The following is a 16,796-nucleotide window of genomic DNA, read 5'->3' on the forward strand; positions in this document are numbered from 1 at the left end:
AGAAAGTGCACTTAAGCCCTACCAGCGCCGTTCAGAGCCTTCTTCCCAGGCATCGGCTTCGATAAAGCAGTTGCGCATGTCGGCTTCCTGGCTGATCTCGGTCAGCAAGTCATGCACGGTCTTGTCCAGCTCATCGTCGCTCCGATACGGAATGGCCAGTTCGTAGTTGCCCGACTCCAGCCGTTTCATACTGTAGGGCTCCAAGCAGTAGCGCTCGATATTTTCCTTGGCCCGTTTCCGGCCGCGAACGAACTTGCTGTTGTTCACCACCGCCAGGCGCAGCGTGACGGTGGCCACCTGCTCGGCGGCGGGCTCTGCCGGCGACGCGACATTGCGTTGCTGACCTCGCGGCTGGGCGCTCTTCTGGTGTGCGCCGATCTCAACACCACGATGGCGCAGGTAGCTGTACAGCGTGCTCTTGGAGATGTGTAACTTCTCGCCGATGGCGCTGACGCTCAGGCGGCCCTCGCGGTACAGCGTCTCGGCCGCCATGGAGGTGGCCTCGGCCTTGGCTGGGAGGCCCTTGGGACGGCCACCGATCCGGCCCCGCGCCCGCGCGGCCGACAAACCCGCCTGAGTCCGCTCGCGGATCAGCTCGCGCTCGAACTCGGCCAGCGAGGCAAACAGGTTGAACACCAAGCGACCTTGGGCGTGGGTGGTGTCGATTGGGTCATTCAGGCTCTGCAAGCCGACCTTGCGCTCTGCCAGCTCGCCGACCAGCTCGACCAGGTGTTTGAGGGAGCGCCCGAGGCGATCCAGCTTCCAGATCACCACGGTGTCGCCCGCTCGAACATGGGCTAGCAACTTGTCCAACTCCGGCCGGGCGCTTTTCGCGCCGCTGGCGATGTCTTGATAGATGCGTTCGCACCCGGCCTGTTTCAGGGCATCGACCTGGAGGTCGGCGTTCTGATCCCGAGTGCTCACCCGCGCATAACCGATCTTCATCAAAAGTACCGTTTACTCGACTACGTTAGTAATAGTTGAACTTTGATTAAGCGTACCAGTTATTTGAACCGTAGCGCAGGTAGGTTAACCAGCCGATTTCTGTCCACTTAAAGTTCGGCAAAACGAAGGTTTTTTTGAACCATTGCATAGCCCTTTGTGATTGGCGTATAAACACACAAACACCTACTAGCGGGGAACGCCATGAATACGATTCGCTGGAATGTCGCCGTCTCGGCCGACACCGACCAGTCGCTTCGGATGTTTCTGGCCAGCCAGGGCGGTGGCCGGAAAGGCGACCTGTCGCGCTTCATTGAAGAGGCGGTGCGGGCCCACATCCTGGAACTGACGGCCGAACAGGCCAAGGCCGCTAATGCCCATCTGAGCGAGGCAGAGCTGACCGAAGCGGTTGACGAAGCGCTCGACTGGGCACGTAAGCGCTGATGCGGGTCGTGTTGGATACCAACATCCTGTTCAGCGCACTGATCTCGCCGCATGGCGCGCCCGATGCGATCTACCGTGCCTGGCGGGCGGCGCGTTTCGAGGTAGTGACCTCGCGGATGCAGCTCGATGAAATCCGCCGAGCCAGCCGCTACCCCAAGCTCCAGGCCATCCTTCAGCCCGCCAAAGTGGGAGCCATGATCAATAACCTGCAACGGGCTGTGGTACTGGAGCGTCTGACCATCGAGGTCGAAGCCGATGATCCGGATGACTCGTTTCTGCTGGCCATGGCCCTGGCAGGCGATGCGGACTACCTGGTGACCGGTGATCGCCGCGCCGGCCTGCTGCAACGCGGGCACATCGAACGCACGCGGATTGTCACGCCCGCCGTGTTCTGCGCCGAGGTGCTGTGATCGATGCCGGTCGGTTTTCTGACCCAGGAGCAACGCGACGGTTTTGGCCGCTATGTCGATGCCCCCAGTCGTGAGGAGCTGGAACGCTACTTCCACCTGAGCGACGACGACCACAAAATCCTCCTACCGCTGCGCGGCGAGCACAACCGCCTTGGCTACGCCACCCAACTGACCAGCATCCGCTACCTGGGCACTTTTCCCGACGACTTTTCAGCCGTCCCCCAAGAGGTGCTGCAAGCGCTCAGTCGCCAGTTAGGCATTACCGATCCAACTTGTATCCTGGCCTATGCCGAAACCCGCCAACGTCAACGTCATGCCGCCGAGATTCAGGAGCGTTACGGCTATCGGGTGTTTGCTGATTCCAGCGTCGGCTTTCGACTTGCCCGCTGGCTGTATGCGCTCTGTTGGACAGGGACAGATCGTCCTGGCGAGTTGTTCAATCGGGCGACGACCTGGTTGCTGACGCACAAGGTTTTACTGCCCGGCGTCACCGTTCTGGAACGGTTCATCGCCCAACTGCGCAGCCGGGTCGAAGAACGCCTCTGGCTAACCCTTGGCCGCAGTGTGAGCGAGGCGCAACGGCAGCAGCTACAGGACTTGCTGCTGGTCGCCGAAGGCAACCGCAGTTCCCGGCTGGATCAACTGCGCTCCGGCCCGGTGATGGTCAGTGGCCCCGCACTGATTCGGGCGCTGCGCCGGCTTGATGACGTGCGCGGCATCGGCATCGCCTTGCCAGCGGCGGCGCACATCCCGCCCAGCCGTATCGCGGCCCTGGCTCGCTTCGCCAACACCGCCAAGGTCACGGCGATCAACCGGCTGCCGGCGTCGCGGCGGATGGCGACACTGGTGGCGTTCGCCCTGTGCCTGGAGGCCACCGCGCACGACGACGCCCTGGAGGTCCTGGAAGCGCTGTTACGCGACCTGTTCAGCAACGCGGAGAAGGCCGACAAGAAAGCCCGCATGCGCAGCCTGAAAGACCTGGATCGCTCGGCGGCGACGCTCGCCGCCGCGTGCAAGGTCGTGCTGGACAGCTCAATCAGCGATGACAACGTGCGCGCCCGGCTGTTCAACGACCTGCCGAGGGCCTCGCTGGAGAAAGCCCTGGAAGATGTCAATGCGCTGATCCGCCCGGTTGACGATGTGTATTTTCTCGCCCTGGAGGCGCGCTACCGCAGTGTGCGCCGTTTCCTGCCCGACCTGCTCAAGCACATCCGCTTCGGCTTCAGCCCGGCCGGCAAAGGCGTGGTCGCCGGCCTGGATTGGTTGCAGCTGAACCTGCCCCGCCGGAAACCGGAGGATGACGCGCCGCAGGAGATCGTGGCCAAGGCTTGGCAGAAGCACATTACCCGCGAGGATGGCTCCCTCGACATGGGCGCCTATGTGTTCTGCACGCTCGATGCGCTGCGCACGGCCCTGCGCCGGCGCGACGTGTTCGTCTCGCCCAGTTGGCGCTATGCCGACCCGCGTCTCGGCCTGCTCGACGGTGCCGAATGGCTGGCGGCGCGGCCGATCATCTGCCGCTCGCTGGGCCTGACCATTGACGCCGGCACCACCTTGGATGCGCTGAGCGCCGAGTTGGATGCGACCTGGCAGGCGGTCGCGGCCCGCCTACCCGACAACCCCGCGATCCAGCTGAGCGAGAACGCCGAGGGCAAGACCGAGCTCTCGCTCGGCACACTGGACAAGCTGGAGGAGCCGAACTCGCTGCTGCAACTGCGAGCAGCCGTGGCTGATCTGATGCCGCGTGTCGATCTGCCGGAAATCCTCTTGGAAATCGCCGCTCGCACCGGCTTCGCCGAGGCCTTCACCCATGTGTCCGAGCGCAATGCGCGGGCCGACAACCTGGTCACCAGCCTCTGCGCGGTGCTGCTGGGTGGGGCCTGCAACACCGGCCTGGAGCCGCTGATCCGCACCGACAATCAGGCGCTACGCCGCGACCGGCTGTCCTGGGTCAGCCAGAACTATATCCGTGACGACACGCTGTCAGTGGCAAACGCCATTCTGGTGGGGGCGCAGAGCCAACTGGAGCTGGCCCAGGTCTGGGGCGGCGGCGAGGTCGCCTCCGCCGATGGCATGCGCTTCGTGGTACCGGTGCGCACCGTGCATGCTGGCCCCAACCCGAAGTATTTCGGCACCGGCCGGGGCGTCACCTGGTACAACTTGATTTCCGATCAGTTCTCCGGCCTCAACGCCATCACCGTGCCCGGCACCCTGCGCGACAGCCTGGTGCTGCTGGCCGTGGTGCTGGAACAGCAGACCGAGTTGCAGCCGACGCAGATCATGACCGACACCGGGGCCTACAGCGATGTGGTGTTTGGGCTGTTCCGCCTGCTCGGCTACCACTTCAGCCCGCGCCTGGCCGACGTCGGCGGTACCCGTTTCTGGCGCACGCGCCCGGAGGCGGATTACGGCAAACTCAACGGCCTGGCCCGGCAGTCGGTCAAGCTCGATCTGATCGCCGAGCACTGGGACGACCTGCTACGCCTGGCCGGCTCGCTCAAGCTCGGCCGAGTGCCGGCCACCGGCATCATGCGCACCCTGCAAACAGGGGATCGTCCCACCCGCCTGGCCCAGGCGCTGGCTGAGTTCGGTCGCATCGAGAAGACCTTGCACACCCTGACCTACATCGACGACGAGTCCAAGCGCCGCGCCACCCTGACCCAGCTGAACCGGGGCGAAGGCCGCCACAGCCTGGCCCGCGCCGTGTTCCACGGCAAACGCGGCGAGCTGCGCCAGCGCTACCGCGAAGGCCAGGAGGACCAGCTCGGCGCCCTCGGCCTGGTGGTGAACATCATCGTGCTGTGGAACACCCTCTACATGACGGCGGCCGTAGAACGGCTCAGGCAGCACGGCTACCCGGTGCTGGAGGAGGATGTCGCGCGGCTCTCGCCACTGATCCACGAGCACATCAACATGCTGGGCCGTTACTCCTTCGCGGTGCCGGAAGAGGTTACCCGCGGCGAACTGCGGCCGCTGCGCAATCCGGACGACGACCAGTAGGTGTAACGGCCTGGGTTCGAAATCGGCCGGGCACCGCACTCGATGCCACTTCCAGCTCAGACGGATTGCGACTGACGGAGTCCTCGGGCTCACGCTTTCTGCGACCAGCAAGAGCCACTTTTCCGGTGCAGCGCGAATTAGCCGTCCTGACGGGTACTGACCTTTTGTGTGCAGGGGTGATCAGGCTCGGATGCCGCCCTCTTATCTGCTCGCGACATGAAACGCTGATAGCACTCCAGGCCACAGAAGTGCACGACATACTCGGAACCTTCCGGCGTCAGTGCGGCGTCAAGGGGAATGTCCTTGCAGCATTCGCAGCAGCTGATGGTGGAGGTGTTGTTTGTGTTCATGATGGGGGTTCCTCCATCGTCCAAGAAAACCTAGCAACGCTTTCCCCCCGTGACTGAGCGCCGATCGACCTGCAGCCTCCCTGCCCAACTCGGCAGTGGTGGTCGCGCCGTGCTCCGAGCGGGTCACGGTCGCTTCCGAAAGGCCTGCAATGCCGCTCGCAGGAAGAGGATGAAGAAAACCGCCAGCACGAGCGTCGCGAGGCTCCACTGCTCGCTGACGAACGCGCCGGCCGCTGTCCCCGAAAGCAGCAATGCCAGCACCGGCAGATGGCAAGGGCAGGTGAGCGCGGCGAGCACGCCCCAGGTGTAAGCACGCCAGCGGAAGACCTTGCTTGACTCAACGTGATCGGCGTTACGCATAGGCAGAACCTTCGCCGGCGCAATGAGTCAGCCCGGCCAGCTGGGTTGCCACTGCGGCTAAGGCCGCCTGCCGTGCCGTGACTAGCCGGAGCAGGCACTCGACGCAGCCGATCAAGTCGGCGCCATCGTCCGCATCGAGCGCCCGGCAGAGCCGTGCCAATTCGTCGAGCCCGATACCAGACTCGAAGGCGGCGCGCACGAAGCGCAGACGCGCCAGGGACCGCTCATCGAAAATGCCGTAACCGCTCTCCGTGCGCCGCGCGGGGTGCAGCAAGCCACGCAGCACATAGTCGCGCACCACATGCACGCTGACGCCCGCGTCCTCGGCCAGTCTGGATATGGTGTAGGCATTCATCACCGACACTCCCGGTCTTCCCCGCAAACTAGGGCGCTCAGATATTTCCTTCCGGCTAGGCGTTCAGGTAGCCAGATGAGCAATGGCGTAACCCCTAGTGCCAGGAGCAACCACAGCCGGGAGTGATACTCGCCGTTTGGGGCAAACCCATAAGCCAGCAGCGCACCCAGCGCGAGCATCAGGAAATACGGCCCGGTGATGTAGCAGTGAAGGCGGCGACAGCGCGCGGCGTTGACCAGGCAGGCGCCGCCCATCACGAGTAGCGCGGCGCTCGCTGCCAGGAACAACGCAGGGCGTCGATCCGCCAGAACAAGCGCTATGGTCGCCACGACGGCAGGCAGCCCCCATAAGCTGATTACCTGCCAGGTCTTGCGCAGGCTGTCGCGACTGCCGAGATCGCTTGCCGTGTCGTTCATGCTTCAACCTCGCGCGCTCATTACCCGGCGCAGCAGGACAGCTGCTTGACGTCCTTGGCGAAGGTTTGCGCCGCGAGCTTCAGCCCCTCGACCATCGTCAGGTAGGGGAACAACTGGTCGGCCAGTTCCTGCACCGTCATCCGCGCCCGGATGGCGATGGCGGCGGTCTGGATCAGTTCGCCCGCCTCCGGGGCCACCGCCTGCACGCCGATGAGCCGTCCGCTACCTTCCTCGATGACCAGCTTGATGAAACCCCGCGTGTCGAAGTTGGCCAGTGCGCGTGGCACGTTATCCAGGGTCAAGGTGCGGCTGTCGGTCTCGATGCCGGCGTGGTGCGCCTCCGCTTCGCTGTAGCCCACGGTGGCCACCTGCGGATCGGTGAACACCACGGCCGGCATGGCGTCGAGATTGAGCTTCGCCTCGCCGCCGGTCATGTTGAGCGCCGCACGGGTGCCTGCGGCCGCCGCCACGTAGACGAACTGCGGCTGGTCGGTACAGTCGCCGGCCGCATAGATATCCGGGGCACTGGTGCGCATGCCCGAGTCGATCTGGATGGCACCGCGTTCGTCCAGCTTCACGCCGGCGCCTTGCAGATTCATGCCTTGGGTGTTGGGCGTGCGGCCGGTGGCGACGAGTAGTCGGTCGGCATGCAGCTCGCCATGATTGGTGCTCAGGATGAACTCGCCGTCGACGTGGGACACCTGGCTGGCTTGCGTGTGTTCCAGCACTTCGATGCCCTCCATACGGAAGGCTGCCGTCAGCGCTTCACCGATGGCCGGATCTTCGCGGAAGAACAACGTGCTGCGTGCCAGGACCGTGACCTTGCTGCCCAGCCGGGCAAAGGCCTGCGCCAGTTCCACCGCCACCACCGAGGAGCCGATCACGGCGAGCCGCTTAGGAATGGTGTCGCTCGCCAGCGCCTCGTCCGAGGTCCAGTACGGGGTGTCCTTGAGTCCGGGAATCGGTAGAACGGCCGGGCTCGCGCCGGTGGCGATCAGGCAGCGGTCGAAGGCGACGATGCGCTCGCCGCCCTCGGCCAGTTCCACGCTGAGCGTGCGGCCGTCCTGGAAACGGGCGGTGCCGCGTACCAGGGTGATCGCCGGCGTGCTCTCCAGAATGCCTTCGTACTTGGCGTGGCGCAGTTCGTCGACACGACCCTGTTGCTGGGCGAGCAACCGCTCGCGCAGGACGGTCAGGCTCGTGGTGGACAGTCCGGCGTCGAACGGGCTCTCGCGCCGCAGATGGGCCACATGCGCGGCGCGAATCATGATCTTGGAGGGCACGCAGCCAACGTTGACGCAGGTGCCGCCGATGATGCCGCGCTCGATCAGGGTGACGCGCGCACCGCCTTCCACCGCCTTGAGCGCGGCCGCCATGGCGGCGCCACCGCTGCCGATGACCGCCACGTGGAGCCTGTCGCCATCTTTCCCGGCGCCAATGCTGCCGCTCAACCAGCCCCGCGCCTTGTCGAGCAGGCCTGAGCGGGTAGGTGCCGTGGCGTCTTCGAACGCCGCTCGATACCCCAGGGCCTCGACGGCGGCCTGCATCTGTTCACGGCTTACGCCCTCGTCGACCTTCAGTTCGGCCTTCCCGCTGGCGTAGGAAACATCCGCCCGATGCACGCCGGGGATCTTCTCCAAGGCCTCTTTCACATGCTCGACACAGGAGGCGCAGGTCATGCCGACGATTTGTAGTTTGGTCATAGTGTTATTCCTTCATTTTGGCGGAGTCGGACAGGACGTCGGGGAGCAACGGCGGTGGGCGGGCGACACGAGATCCCAGATGGACACCCCAAACATGAGGGCCAGGCCGATATAGAGCAGCCAGCCGCTCCGCCAGCCGTGAGCCAGCATCAAATACACCGCTATCAGCACCAGGGCCGGGCCGATCAGGCCAGGCGCAGCGCGTCGCCACTGCCGGTGACTGAACCCGCCGAGGGCATTGACGAGCAGGGCCAGCCCGGCAAATAACGGCAGCAGCGTGGTGATGAACAGGCCTTCCCACTGGCTCAGAAAGCCCAGACCGATCGCGGCCCCCAGACCGGCAAGGGCGGGGAAACACGAGGCACAGCCTATGGCAGAAATCAGCACGCCAACGGACCCGGCTTTGTCACCGATCCGCGTGAACAAATTGAAAGGGTTTGCCATCGGAATGCCCGCCTACTGCTTGACGCTGGACGGGTAGCCGGCGTCCTCGGTCGCCTTAGTCAGCGCCTGGACATTGGTCTTGGCATCATCGAAGGTGACGATGGCCTCGCGGTTCTCATAGCTCACCTCGGCCTTGGTCACGCCCTCGACCTTGGTCAGCGCCTTCTTCACCGTGATCGGGCAAGCGGCGCAGGTCATGCCCGGCACCGCCAGAGTGACGGTCTGCGTGGCCGCCCAGGCAGGTGCGGCGACTAGGGTGGCGAGGGCGAAGGATGCAAGCAGTTTTTTCATGGCGGACTCCTGATCAGTAGAACAAGGGAAGGATGTAGGGGAAGCCGAGCGCGACCAGCACCAAGGCCGTTACCAGCCCGAACAGCAGCTTGTAGGTGGTGCGTACCTGGGGCACGGCGCAGACCTCACCCGGTTTGCAGACTTGAGCCGGGCGGAAAATGCGTCGCCAGGCGAAGAACAGCGCGACTAACGCCGCACCGATGAAGAGCGGGCGGTAAGGTTCCAGCACGGTCAGGTTGCCGATCCAGGCCCCGCTGAATCCCAGTGCGATCAGAACCAGCGGCCCAAGACAGCAAGTCGAGGCGAGAATCGCCGCAAGCCCCCCGGCGACAAGAGGGGCGCGCCCGTTTGATGGTTCAGACATGCATTTCTCCTTTCGAGCATGTGAGCGATGGTTTAAGGTTACTTCCGTAGTCAAGTACGGAGTCAAGCAGTATGGAAAACACTGTGGAAAGCCTGACCATCGGCGCCTTCGCCAAGGCGGCCGGGGTCAACGTGGAAACCATCCGGTTCTATCAACGCAAGGGGCTGTTGCCCGAACCGGACAAGCCCTACGGCAGCATTCGCCGCTACGGCGAGGCGGACGTGGCCCGGGTGAAATTCGTCAAATCCGCGCAACGACTGGGCTTCAGCCTCGATGAGGTGGCCGGGCTGTTGCGATTGGATGACGGCGCTCACTGCGACGAAGCGCGCGTGCTCGCCGAGCAGAAGCTCGAGGATGTGCGGGGGAAACTCGCGGATCTGCGGCGGATCGAGTCGGTGTTGGCGCGGCTGGTTCACGATTGTTGTGCGAGCCACGGGACGGTTTCCTGTCCGCTGATCGTTTCGCTGCAGGGGGAAAAGGAACTGCGCTGACTCCGCGCGTTAACCGAGGATTTCCCGATGCGTGAGGCACCTCCGGGGTCGGCTTGCGCTTGGCAAAACAGCGGCGCTCATTGAGCGCCGCTGAATGGCCAAAGGAGCACTTGCATAGGCCACAGGTTAGTACTGCATCAGCAGCTCATGTTCTACTTTGCAGGCGGACAGCCGGGCTGCGCCTCGACCCGGCCAGCCGCCGTGGCCCCCAGTTGCTCAATCTTCTTGGCGGTTTCCGCCACCAAGGCCGCCTCAGCCTTGTCGCGCATAGCGGCGATTCGCTCGATTGAACGGTCGCTCCCGCTCTCGGCCCATACGGTGGATGACAGCAGAGTCGCACCAACTATCAGCAGTAGTCTTAGGTATTTCATAACAGCCTCCTCTCGGGTTTTCTACCCACGAGCCGACTCTATCTCCGTAGTTAAGTACGGAATCAAGGAGAGATGGAGATGAAGGTCCTGGATTATGGCGCTGAGAGGAAATGGCAGGGCTTAAGTGCACTTTCTGTTCCGTTGCTCCCCAAACCCCGAAACCTGTTTTTGATGGTTATCCGCCTATGTTGGTTGGCTACATGCGCGTGTCGTCGGACTCCGACCGCCAGAGCACGGACTTGCAGCGCGACGCGCTGCTCGCCGCCGGCGTCGATCCGCGTCACCTGTTTGAGGATCGTGCCTCTGGCGCGAAGGATGACCGTGCCGGCTTGGCGCGGGCGCTTGAGTTCGTTCGAGCCGGCGATGTGCTGGTGGTGTGGAAACTCGACCGGCTCGGTCGCTCGCTGTCGCACCTGCTCGCCATTGTGACTTCGCTCAAGGACAAGCGGGTGGCGTTCCGCTCGCTGACAGAGAACCTGGACACTACGACGCCCTCGGGCGAATTCCTGTTCCAGGTGTTCGGTGCGCTCGCGCAGTACGAGCGCGCCTTGATTCAGGAGCGCGTCGTCGCGGGCTTGGCCGCCGCACGCAAACGCGGCCGGATCGGCGGCCGGCCGCAGGCGATCACTGGTGAGAAGCTGGACGCCATCGTCGCCGCGCTCGATGGCGGCATGTCTAAGGCGGCGGTGTGCCGCAACTTCAATGTCAAGCGCACTACGTTGATCGAAACATTGACGCGAGCAGGTTGGCGTGGTGCGGGAAGGACGGTCGATGAGCAACAAGAATAAGCTACTCACCGTCTTTTCTGACGCAGAGCAGGAAGCCTTGTACGGCCTACCGGACTTCGACGATGCTCAGCGGCTGGAATACCTGGCGTTGGCCGAATCTGAACTGGCGTTCGCCAGCAGCCGGCCTAGCCTGCAGGCCCAAGTCTATTGCGTCTTGCAGATCGGCTACTTCAAGGCCAAGCATGCTTTCTTCCGCTTCGATTGGCATGAGGTCGAGGACGATTGCGCCTTCGTGCTGAGTCGCTATTTCCACGGCGAAGCGTTCGAACGCAAGGCGATCACCAAGCATGAGCACTACAGCCAGAGGGGTCAGATCGCCGAACTGTTCGGCTACCGGTCGTGGGCGGCTAGCTTCCTGCCGCAACTGGCACAGCAGGCTGAACAGATCGTGCGGCGCGACGTAATGCCAGGATTCGTGGCCGCCGAACTGATCGTTTGGCTCAGCGAGCACAAAATCATCCGGCCCGGCCACACCACCTTACAAGAGCTGGTCAGTGAAGCCCTGTCCACCGAACGCAGGCGCTTGGGCGGCTTGCTGGCAGAAGTGTTGGACGAATCGGCCAAAGCTGCGCTGGGCCAGCTCCTGGTGCGTGACGACACCCTGTCTCAACTGGCAGCGCTCAAGCAGGACGCTAAAGATTTCGGCTGGCGTCAGATGGCAGGGGAGCGCGAGAAGCGCGCCACGCTGAAGTCCTTGCACGGGATCGCCAAGGCGCTGCTGCCCAAGCTCGGCATCTCGCAGCAGAACCTGCTGTACTACGCGAGCCTGGCGAACTTCTATACCGTCCATGACCTGCGCCACCTGAAGGCGGAGCAGACCCGGCTCTACCTGCTGTGCTATGCCTGGGTACGTTACCGGCAGCTCACCGACAACCTGGTCGACGCGATGGCCTTCCACATGAAAAAACTTGAGGACGAGAGCCGCACGGGTGCGAAACAGTCCTTTGTCGCCGAACAGCTGCGACGCCATCAGGAAACGCCGCAGGTTGGCCGCCTGCTGTCGCTGTACGTGGACGACAGCGTGGCCGATCCGACGCCGTTCGGCGAGGTGCGCCAACGCGCCTACAAAATCATGTCCAGGGAATTGCTGCAAAACACGGCGCAGCGCATGAGCGTCAAGCCACTGAACAAACTGGCGCTGCACTGGCAGGCGGTGGACGGCCTGGCCGAACGCATTCGACGCCATCTACGGCCGCTGTACGTCGCGCTCGACTTCGCCGGCACGGCCCCCGATAACCCATGGCTCGCGGCGCTGACTTGGGCCAAGAGCGTGTTCGCCAAGCAGCAGCGCCTATCACAACGGCCACTCGACGAATGTCCGGCGGCAACGCTGCCGAAACGCTTGCGTCCGTACCTGCTGATGTTCGATGCCGAAGGCACGCCGACAGGCCTGCATGCCGATCGTTACGAATTCTGGCTTTACCGTCAGGTCAGGAAACGCTTCCAGGCGGGCGAGCTCTACATTGACGATAGCTTGCAGCACCGGCATTTGTCCGACGAGTTGGTTTCGATGGACGAGAAAGCCGCCGTGCTCGCGCAGATGGACATCCCCTTCCTGCGGCAGCCGGTCAGTGCCCAGCTCGATGCACTGGCGACCGAGTTGCGTGCGCAATGGGTGGCGTTCAATCGCGAGCTGAAACAGGGCAAGCTGACGCACCTGGAATACGACAAGGACACGCAGAGACTGACCTGGCGCAAGCCCAAGGGGGAGAACCAGAAGGCGCGCGAGCAAGCTCTCTACGAGCAACTGCCATACTGCGATGTCGCCGACGTGTTTCGCTTCGTCAACGGCCAGTGCCAGTTCCTGTCGGCGCTGACACCATTGCAGCCACGCTATGCGAAGAAGGTAGCCGACGCCGACAGTCTGATGGCGGTGATCATTGCCCAAGCCATGAACCACGGCAACCAGGTTATGGCACGTACCAGCGACATCCCGTACCACGTCCTGGAGAGTACCTACCAGCAGTACCTGCGCCAGGCGACGCTACATGTGGCCAACGATTGCATCAGCAACGCCATCGCCGCACTGCCGATCTTCCCGCATTACTCGTTCGACCTCGATTCGTTGTACGGTGCCGTTGATGGGCAGAAATTCGGCGTCGAGCGACCAACTGTGAAGGCGCGCTACTCGCGCAAATATTTCGGCCGCGGCAAGGGCGTCGTCGCCTACACGCTGCTGTGCAATCACGTGCCGTTGAACGGCTACCTGATAGGCGCACACGAGTACGAGGCTCACCACGTGTTCGACATCTGGTACCGCAACACGTCGGACATCGTGCCGAGCGCGATCACCGGCGACATGCACAGCATCAACAAGGCCAACTTCGCCATCCTGCACTGGTTCGGACTTCGTTTCGAGCCGCGCTTCACCGACCTCGACGACCAGTTGCAGGAGCTGTATTGCGCCGATGATCTGGCATTGTACGAGAAATGCCTGATCCGGCCGGCTGGCCAGATCGACCGGCAACTCATCGTCGGTGAGAAGGCGAACATCGACCGAATCGTCGCCACACTGGGCCTGAAGGAAATGACGCAGAGCACGCTGATCCGCAAGCTGTGCACCTATACGGCGCCGAACCCGACGCGGCGCGCAATCTTCGAGTTCGACAAGCTCATCCGCAGTATCTACACACTGCGCTACCTGCGCGACCCGCAACTGGAGCGTAATGTTCACCGCTCGCAGAACCGCATTGAGTCCTATCACCAGCTACGCTCGACCATCGCCCAAGTCGGTGGGAAGAAGGAATTGACCGGCCGCACCGACATCGAAATCGAGATCAGCAACCAGTGCGCCAGGCTGATCGGCAACGCGATCATCTTCTACAACTCGGCGATCCTGTCCCTGCTGCTGACGAAGTACGAGGCAGCTGGCAATGCCAAGGCGCTGGCGTTGATCACGCAGATGTCGCCAGCGGCCTGGCGGCACATCCTGCTGAACGGGCATTACACCTTCCAGACTGACGGCAAGTTCATCGACCTGGATGCGCTCGTGGCGGGACTGGAGCTGGGCTGACGGAAATTTCTGGGATTCCGGCGTACAACCCCGTAAAATAGAAGAGTGAGCACTTGATTTGCTGGTGCTTTCAAACAACGGTGTTGTTTTTTTAACAGCCGAACTGGAAAGGGAGGCTGAGCTGCTCAGTGATCACTTTATCCGTTGGCTGATTTACGCCGGCATGTTCGCTACAGGCACTGAACGACAACGCAGATGGTATGGTCTGTGCGTTCTGACTCGTCAAGGATCGGCCAATGGATCGTTTGTCTAATTTGCTCTCGCGGTTCGGCGTGCGGGCCAATCTGTTCTATGACGGCGACCTATGCGGCTCTGCATCTTACGATGGCGCCGAGCGGCGAGGTTATATCCATCTGCTTCAGGCCGGCAGCGTGACGTTGCTTGGTCCCGATCGCAAGGATTTGCAGCTCACTCGCCCTAGCTTGATTTTTATGCCACGCCCCGCCAAGCATCAATTGTTTGCGGGTGAGTCCGATGGCGCAAAGTTGTTGTGTGCTTCCATGGAGTTTGAGGGCGGAATTGATAATCCTTTGTCGGCTTCATTACCGGACTGTTTGGTGCTCGCACTCGATGATCTGCCCATGCTGGCAGACACGTTGGAGTGGATGTTTGCCGAGGCGGCAAATGTGCATTGTGGAAGGGAAGCCGCGCTTGAGCGCTTATTTGAGCTCCTAATCATTCTGTTGCTCCGTTACCTGCTCGATCATCACCAGTTGCGCACCGGAATGATGGCTGGACTGGCCGACATGCGGCTTGCCCGATCGCTTTTACAGATGCACAACTCCCCGGAACATGCCTGGTCAATAGCAGAGCTGGCCAGTGAGTCAAATATGTCACGCGCTGCGTATGCCGTGCATTTCAAGAGTGTCATCGGACAGACGCCTGCTGATTATTTGTTGAGTTGGCGAGTTAGCCTGGCTCAGAAGCTGATGCGAGAAGGGCGCTCGATTACGCTGATTGCAGCTCAAGTCGGCTACGAAAGTCCTTCGGCGCTGTCTCGCGCATTTAGACGCAAGACGGGGTTGAGCCCTCGTGACTGGTTGAAAGATCTGGCGGGGGAAAATGATGGCAAAAAGGCCTAAGGCATTACTGCCTTAAGCCATTGAAAAAATTATGCATTAATTTTACGTTTTTCCAGTTCAACCAGCGAATGGCCTGCCACAAATATCGAAACAGCAAGCAACCCTAAGTCTTTAAGCAGAAACTGACCTGGCGCAACGGAAATCGCCGGAAACCCTAAACTAGGCTCAATGACGCCCGGAGTGGAAAACATAAAGCTAAGGGTTGTGAAGAACAGGCCTGCAGACAGAGCGCCTCCTACCACGGATAGTTTGGGCGACAGCATGCGGCCTGCGATCAGAGTGCCGATCGAAATCTCTAGTATGCCGAGCAGGCTGGAGAACATGTCGACCGAAAAAATGCTATACACCCATCCCAAAAGCGGGCTGTTGCTCACCAGTGGAACCAGGCCCTCGGCCTCGTAGTGGGTAAATTTCATGCCGCCGAACCAGAAGTAAATAATAGCGAGAGCCAAGTACGCGCCATAGATACCTAGCCCCATAGTTTTGGTTCCAAGCGTTAAGTGGGCCTGTACGCTGGACTTCGAGTTTTCAATGCCTATGGTTTTCATGTCTGAGCTTCCAGTAGTGAGTGAGAGTGTGTTGGCTGCCGAACGCCGTATGCGTTGGCGATGAGATTATTATGGCTGGCATCTCTAATCAAGAGGCATCAGAAAGTATTGATTTCAGTGCAGATCGTCTTGGGCGGTGCAATTCGCGATGAAGGGATCGCCGTGGAGAGCGATGAGTGCACTATTTCGATAAAGGAGTCGTTTTACATAGGTCGATGAAGGAGTCGCCTCAGAAAACGGAAAATAAAGCACGCTAAGGCGTAGTTCCCTCGGGCTACACCGCGTCCGCACTGCGCGGTTCTTTCTTCCCTTGCAGTGACGCAATCAGCGGGCAGGAAACGTTCCCCTTCCGCGCATGGCAGGCGCACACCAAATCAGACAGCACGGCCTCCATGCGCGCCAGGTCAGCCATCCTCTCGCGCACGTCCTTGAGCTTGTGCTCGGCCAGGCTGCTGGCTTCCTCGCAATGGGTGCCATCCTCCAGCCGCAGCAGCTCGGCGATCTCATCCAGGCTGAAGCCCAACCGCTGGGCTGATTTCACGAAGCGCACCCGCGTTACATCCGTCTCGCCATAGCGGCGAATGCTGCCGTAAGGCTTGTCCGGTTCCGGGAGCAAGCCCTTGCGCTGATAGAACCGGATGGTCTCCACATTGACCCCGGCCGTCCTGGCGAAAACGCCAATGGTCAGGTTCTCCAAATTGTTTTCCATATCGCTTGACTCCGTACATAACTACGGAAGTAAGCTTAAGCTATCCAATTCAGATTCGAAAGGACAAACGTATGTCTGAACCTCAAAACGGGCGCGGCGCGCTCTTCACTGGCGGGCTGGCCGCCATCCTCGCCTCGGCTTGCTGCCTCGGGCCGCTGGTTCTGATCGCCTTGGGGTTCAGCGGCGCTTGGATCGGCAACTTGACGGTGTTGGAACCCTATCGCCCCATCTTTATCGGCGTGGCGCTGGTGGCGTTGTTCTTCGCCTGGCGGCGCATCTACCGGCCGTCAGCCGCCTGCAAACCGGGTGAGGTTTGCGCGATTCCCCAAGTGCGAGCTACTTACAAGCTCATTTTCTGGGGCGTGGCCGTGCTGGTTTTGGTCGCGCTCGGATTTCCCTACGTCGTGCCATTTTTCTATTGATCACAGGAGTTCACCATGAAAAAGCTGCTTTCCGCCCTTGCCCTCGCTGCCGTTGTTGCCCCCGTGTGGGCCGCCACCCAGACCGTTACGCTGTCCGTACCGGGCATGACCTGCTCGGCCTGTCCGATCACTGTCAAGAAGGCGATTTCCAAGGTCGATGGCGTCAGTAAAGTTGACGTGACCTTCGAGACGCGCGAAGCGGTGGTCACCTTCGATGATGCCAAGACCAGCGTGCAGAAACTGACCAAGGCTACCGAGGATGCGGGCTACCCATCATCAGTCAAGAACTGATC

At 61.8% G+C, this 16,796-nt stretch carries 21 protein-coding genes; 9 read left to right on the top strand and 12 right to left on the bottom strand.

Annotation, left to right across the window (positions count from 1 at the left end; genetic code table 11):
- Window positions 1–18: 18 nt before the first annotated feature.
- The gene (locus GEV39_RS25435; protein WP_004574516.1) at window positions 19–945 is read right to left on the bottom strand and encodes a recombinase family protein; all 927 of its coding nucleotides are present in this window, start codon (window positions 943–945) and stop codon (window positions 19–21) included.
- A 201-nt stretch (window positions 946–1,146) separates the two neighbouring features.
- Between GEV39_RS25435 and GEV39_RS25440 the strand changes: the two genes are divergently transcribed.
- The 3 genes from GEV39_RS25440 to GEV39_RS25450 are packed head-to-tail and all read left to right on the top strand — an operon-like array spanning window position 1,147 to window position 4,796.
- A complete protein-coding gene (locus tag GEV39_RS25440; protein WP_004574517.1) occupies window positions 1,147–1,386 on the top strand; it encodes a ribbon-helix-helix domain-containing protein in 240 nt (79 codons plus the stop codon).
- Window positions 1,386–1,796, top strand: a complete 411-nt coding sequence (locus tag GEV39_RS25445) for a putative toxin-antitoxin system toxin component, PIN family (protein ID WP_004574518.1) — start codon at window positions 1,386–1,388, stop codon at window positions 1,794–1,796. The genes GEV39_RS25440 and GEV39_RS25445 overlap by 1 nt, the downstream gene beginning before the upstream one ends.
- Before the next feature lie 3 nt (window positions 1,797–1,799).
- Window positions 1,800–4,796, top strand: a complete 2,997-nt coding sequence (locus tag GEV39_RS25450; protein WP_004574519.1) for a Tn3 family transposase — start codon at window positions 1,800–1,802, stop codon at window positions 4,794–4,796.
- Between the two features lie 137 nt (window positions 4,797–4,933).
- Here GEV39_RS25450 and GEV39_RS25455 read toward each other — a convergent pair whose 3' ends face one another.
- The 8 genes from GEV39_RS25455 to merT (GEV39_RS25490) all read right to left on the bottom strand — a co-directional run bounded on the left by GEV39_RS25455 (window position 4,934) and on the right by merT (GEV39_RS25490) (window position 9,079).
- On the bottom strand, window positions 4,934–5,146 hold the full coding sequence (locus GEV39_RS25455) for a DUF3330 domain-containing protein (RefSeq protein ID WP_004574520.1): 213 nt from the start codon (window positions 5,144–5,146) through the stop codon (window positions 4,934–4,936).
- A 123-nt stretch (window positions 5,147–5,269) separates the two neighbouring features.
- Window positions 5,270–5,506: a broad-spectrum mercury transporter MerE gene (gene merE, locus GEV39_RS25460; protein WP_004574521.1), complete on the bottom strand. Its 237-nt coding sequence runs from the start codon at window positions 5,504–5,506 to the stop codon at window positions 5,270–5,272.
- On the bottom strand, window positions 5,499–5,861 hold the full coding sequence (gene merD / locus GEV39_RS25465) for a mercuric resistance transcriptional repressor MerD (RefSeq protein ID WP_004574522.1): 363 nt from the start codon (window positions 5,859–5,861) through the stop codon (window positions 5,499–5,501). The genes merE and merD overlap by 8 nt, the downstream gene beginning before the upstream one ends.
- Window positions 5,861–6,277, bottom strand: a complete 417-nt coding sequence (locus tag GEV39_RS25470) for a hypothetical protein (RefSeq protein WP_004574523.1) — start codon at window positions 6,275–6,277, stop codon at window positions 5,861–5,863. Before GEV39_RS25470 ends, merD begins: the two co-directional genes overlap by 1 nt.
- 20 nt (window positions 6,278–6,297) lie before the next feature.
- A complete protein-coding gene (gene merA / locus GEV39_RS25475; protein ID WP_004574524.1) occupies window positions 6,298–7,980 on the bottom strand; it encodes a mercury(II) reductase in 1,683 nt (560 codons plus the stop codon).
- Window positions 7,981–7,992: 12 nt separating this feature from the next.
- Window positions 7,993–8,424, bottom strand: a complete 432-nt coding sequence (gene merC, locus GEV39_RS25480; protein WP_004574525.1) for an organomercurial transporter MerC — start codon at window positions 8,422–8,424, stop codon at window positions 7,993–7,995.
- A gap of 12 nt (window positions 8,425–8,436) precedes the next feature.
- Window positions 8,437–8,715, bottom strand: a complete 279-nt coding sequence (gene merP, locus GEV39_RS25485) for a mercury resistance system periplasmic binding protein MerP (protein ID WP_004574526.1) — start codon at window positions 8,713–8,715, stop codon at window positions 8,437–8,439.
- Window positions 8,716–8,728: 13 nt separating this feature from the next.
- Window positions 8,729–9,079 carry a mercuric ion transporter MerT gene (gene merT / locus GEV39_RS25490; RefSeq protein ID WP_004574527.1) on the bottom strand — a complete coding sequence of 117 codons (351 nt, stop codon included), beginning with the start codon at window positions 9,077–9,079 and terminating at the stop codon, window positions 8,729–8,731.
- Window positions 9,080–9,150: 71 nt separating this feature from the next.
- Here merT (GEV39_RS25490) and merR (GEV39_RS25495) point away from each other — a divergent pair, with 71 nt between their 5' ends.
- On the top strand, window positions 9,151–9,570 hold the full coding sequence (merR, locus tag GEV39_RS25495) for a mercury resistance transcriptional regulator MerR (RefSeq protein ID WP_004574528.1): 420 nt from the start codon (window positions 9,151–9,153) through the stop codon (window positions 9,568–9,570).
- A gap of 152 nt (window positions 9,571–9,722) precedes the next feature.
- On the opposite strand, the gene GEV39_RS25500 is transcribed toward merR (GEV39_RS25495), so the two are convergent.
- Window positions 9,723–9,941, bottom strand: a complete 219-nt coding sequence (locus tag GEV39_RS25500) for a co-regulatory protein PtrA N-terminal domain-containing protein (protein ID WP_004574529.1) — start codon at window positions 9,939–9,941, stop codon at window positions 9,723–9,725.
- Between the two features lie 185 nt (window positions 9,942–10,126).
- Here GEV39_RS25500 and GEV39_RS25505 point away from each other — a divergent pair, with 185 nt between their 5' ends.
- The 3 genes from GEV39_RS25505 to GEV39_RS25515 all read left to right on the top strand — a co-directional run bounded on the left by GEV39_RS25505 (window position 10,127) and on the right by GEV39_RS25515 (window position 14,824).
- Window positions 10,127–10,729, top strand: a complete 603-nt coding sequence (locus GEV39_RS25505; protein WP_010465829.1) for a recombinase family protein — start codon at window positions 10,127–10,129, stop codon at window positions 10,727–10,729.
- Window positions 10,713–13,742 (top strand): Tn3 family transposase, encoded by a 3,030-nt coding sequence (locus tag GEV39_RS25510; protein WP_173891624.1) that lies wholly within the window; start codon window positions 10,713–10,715, stop codon window positions 13,740–13,742. Before GEV39_RS25505 ends, GEV39_RS25510 begins: the two co-directional genes overlap by 17 nt.
- Window positions 13,743–13,978: 236 nt before the next feature.
- Window positions 13,979–14,824 carry an AraC family transcriptional regulator gene (locus GEV39_RS25515; RefSeq protein WP_003464995.1) on the top strand — a complete coding sequence of 282 codons (846 nt, stop codon included), beginning with the start codon at window positions 13,979–13,981 and terminating at the stop codon, window positions 14,822–14,824.
- A 29-nt stretch (window positions 14,825–14,853) separates the two neighbouring features.
- Here GEV39_RS25515 and GEV39_RS25520 read toward each other — a convergent pair whose 3' ends face one another.
- Window positions 14,854–15,372: a YkgB family protein gene (locus GEV39_RS25520; protein WP_003464991.1), complete on the bottom strand. Its 519-nt coding sequence runs from the start codon at window positions 15,370–15,372 to the stop codon at window positions 14,854–14,856.
- Window positions 15,373–15,646: 274 nt separating this feature from the next.
- On the bottom strand, window positions 15,647–16,081 hold the full coding sequence (gene merR / locus GEV39_RS25525; protein WP_000429838.1) for a mercury resistance transcriptional regulator MerR: 435 nt from the start codon (window positions 16,079–16,081) through the stop codon (window positions 15,647–15,649).
- Between the two features lie 71 nt (window positions 16,082–16,152).
- Between merR (GEV39_RS25525) and merT (GEV39_RS25530) the strand changes: the two genes are divergently transcribed.
- On the top strand, window positions 16,153–16,503 hold the full coding sequence (gene merT / locus GEV39_RS25530; protein WP_001294667.1) for a mercuric ion transporter MerT: 351 nt from the start codon (window positions 16,153–16,155) through the stop codon (window positions 16,501–16,503).
- 15 nt (window positions 16,504–16,518) lie between these two features.
- Entirely contained in the window at window positions 16,519–16,794 is a 276-nt protein-coding gene (merP, locus tag GEV39_RS25535; protein ID WP_000735441.1) for a mercury resistance system periplasmic binding protein MerP, read from the top strand.
- Window positions 16,795–16,796: the final 2 nt, after the last annotated feature.

The sequence above is a fragment of the Pseudomonas sp. NY5710 genome, from assembly GCF_013305665.1.
GTDB lineage: Bacteria > Pseudomonadota > Gammaproteobacteria > Pseudomonadales > Pseudomonadaceae > Aquipseudomonas > Aquipseudomonas juntendi.

What these genes read in the sequence shown, in the direction of transcription:
- GEV39_RS25435 (WP_004574516.1), bottom strand. Translation starts at nt 945, where the DNA reads ATGAAGATCGGTTATGCGCGGGTGAGCACTCGGGATCAGAACGCCGAC.
- GEV39_RS25440 (WP_004574517.1), top strand. Translation starts at nt 1,147, where the DNA reads ATGAATACGATTCGCTGGAATGTCGCCGTCTCGGCCGACACCGACCAG.
- GEV39_RS25445 (WP_004574518.1), top strand. Translation starts at nt 1,386, where the DNA reads ATGCGGGTCGTGTTGGATACCAACATCCTGTTCAGCGCACTGATCTCG.
- GEV39_RS25450 (WP_004574519.1), top strand. Translation starts at nt 1,800, where the DNA reads ATGCCGGTCGGTTTTCTGACCCAGGAGCAACGCGACGGTTTTGGCCGC.
- GEV39_RS25455 (WP_004574520.1), bottom strand. Translation starts at nt 5,146, where the DNA reads ATGAACACAAACAACACCTCCACCATCAGCTGCTGCGAATGCTGCAAG.
- merE (WP_004574521.1), bottom strand. Translation starts at nt 5,506, where the DNA reads ATGCGTAACGCCGATCACGTTGAGTCAAGCAAGGTCTTCCGCTGGCGT.
- merD (WP_004574522.1), bottom strand. Translation starts at nt 5,861, where the DNA reads ATGAATGCCTACACCATATCCAGACTGGCCGAGGACGCGGGCGTCAGC.
- GEV39_RS25470 (WP_004574523.1), bottom strand. Translation starts at nt 6,277, where the DNA reads ATGAACGACACGGCAAGCGATCTCGGCAGTCGCGACAGCCTGCGCAAG.
- merA (WP_004574524.1), bottom strand. Translation starts at nt 7,980, where the DNA reads ATGACCAAACTACAAATCGTCGGCATGACCTGCGCCTCCTGTGTCGAG.
- merC (WP_004574525.1), bottom strand. Translation starts at nt 8,424, where the DNA reads ATGGCAAACCCTTTCAATTTGTTCACGCGGATCGGTGACAAAGCCGGG.
- merP (WP_004574526.1), bottom strand. Translation starts at nt 8,715, where the DNA reads ATGAAAAAACTGCTTGCATCCTTCGCCCTCGCCACCCTAGTCGCCGCA.
- merT (WP_004574527.1), bottom strand. Translation starts at nt 9,079, where the DNA reads ATGTCTGAACCATCAAACGGGCGCGCCCCTCTTGTCGCCGGGGGGCTT.
- merR (WP_004574528.1), top strand. Translation starts at nt 9,151, where the DNA reads ATGGAAAACACTGTGGAAAGCCTGACCATCGGCGCCTTCGCCAAGGCG.
- GEV39_RS25500 (WP_004574529.1), bottom strand. Translation starts at nt 9,941, where the DNA reads ATGAAATACCTAAGACTACTGCTGATAGTTGGTGCGACTCTGCTGTCA.
- GEV39_RS25505 (WP_010465829.1), top strand. Translation starts at nt 10,127, where the DNA reads ATGTTGGTTGGCTACATGCGCGTGTCGTCGGACTCCGACCGCCAGAGC.
- GEV39_RS25510 (WP_173891624.1), top strand. Translation starts at nt 10,713, where the DNA reads ATGAGCAACAAGAATAAGCTACTCACCGTCTTTTCTGACGCAGAGCAG.
- GEV39_RS25515 (WP_003464995.1), top strand. Translation starts at nt 13,979, where the DNA reads ATGGATCGTTTGTCTAATTTGCTCTCGCGGTTCGGCGTGCGGGCCAAT.
- GEV39_RS25520 (WP_003464991.1), bottom strand. Translation starts at nt 15,372, where the DNA reads ATGAAAACCATAGGCATTGAAAACTCGAAGTCCAGCGTACAGGCCCAC.
- merR (WP_000429838.1), bottom strand. Translation starts at nt 16,081, where the DNA reads ATGGAAAACAATTTGGAGAACCTGACCATTGGCGTTTTCGCCAGGACG.
- merT (WP_001294667.1), top strand. Translation starts at nt 16,153, where the DNA reads ATGTCTGAACCTCAAAACGGGCGCGGCGCGCTCTTCACTGGCGGGCTG.
- merP (WP_000735441.1), top strand. Translation starts at nt 16,519, where the DNA reads ATGAAAAAGCTGCTTTCCGCCCTTGCCCTCGCTGCCGTTGTTGCCCCC.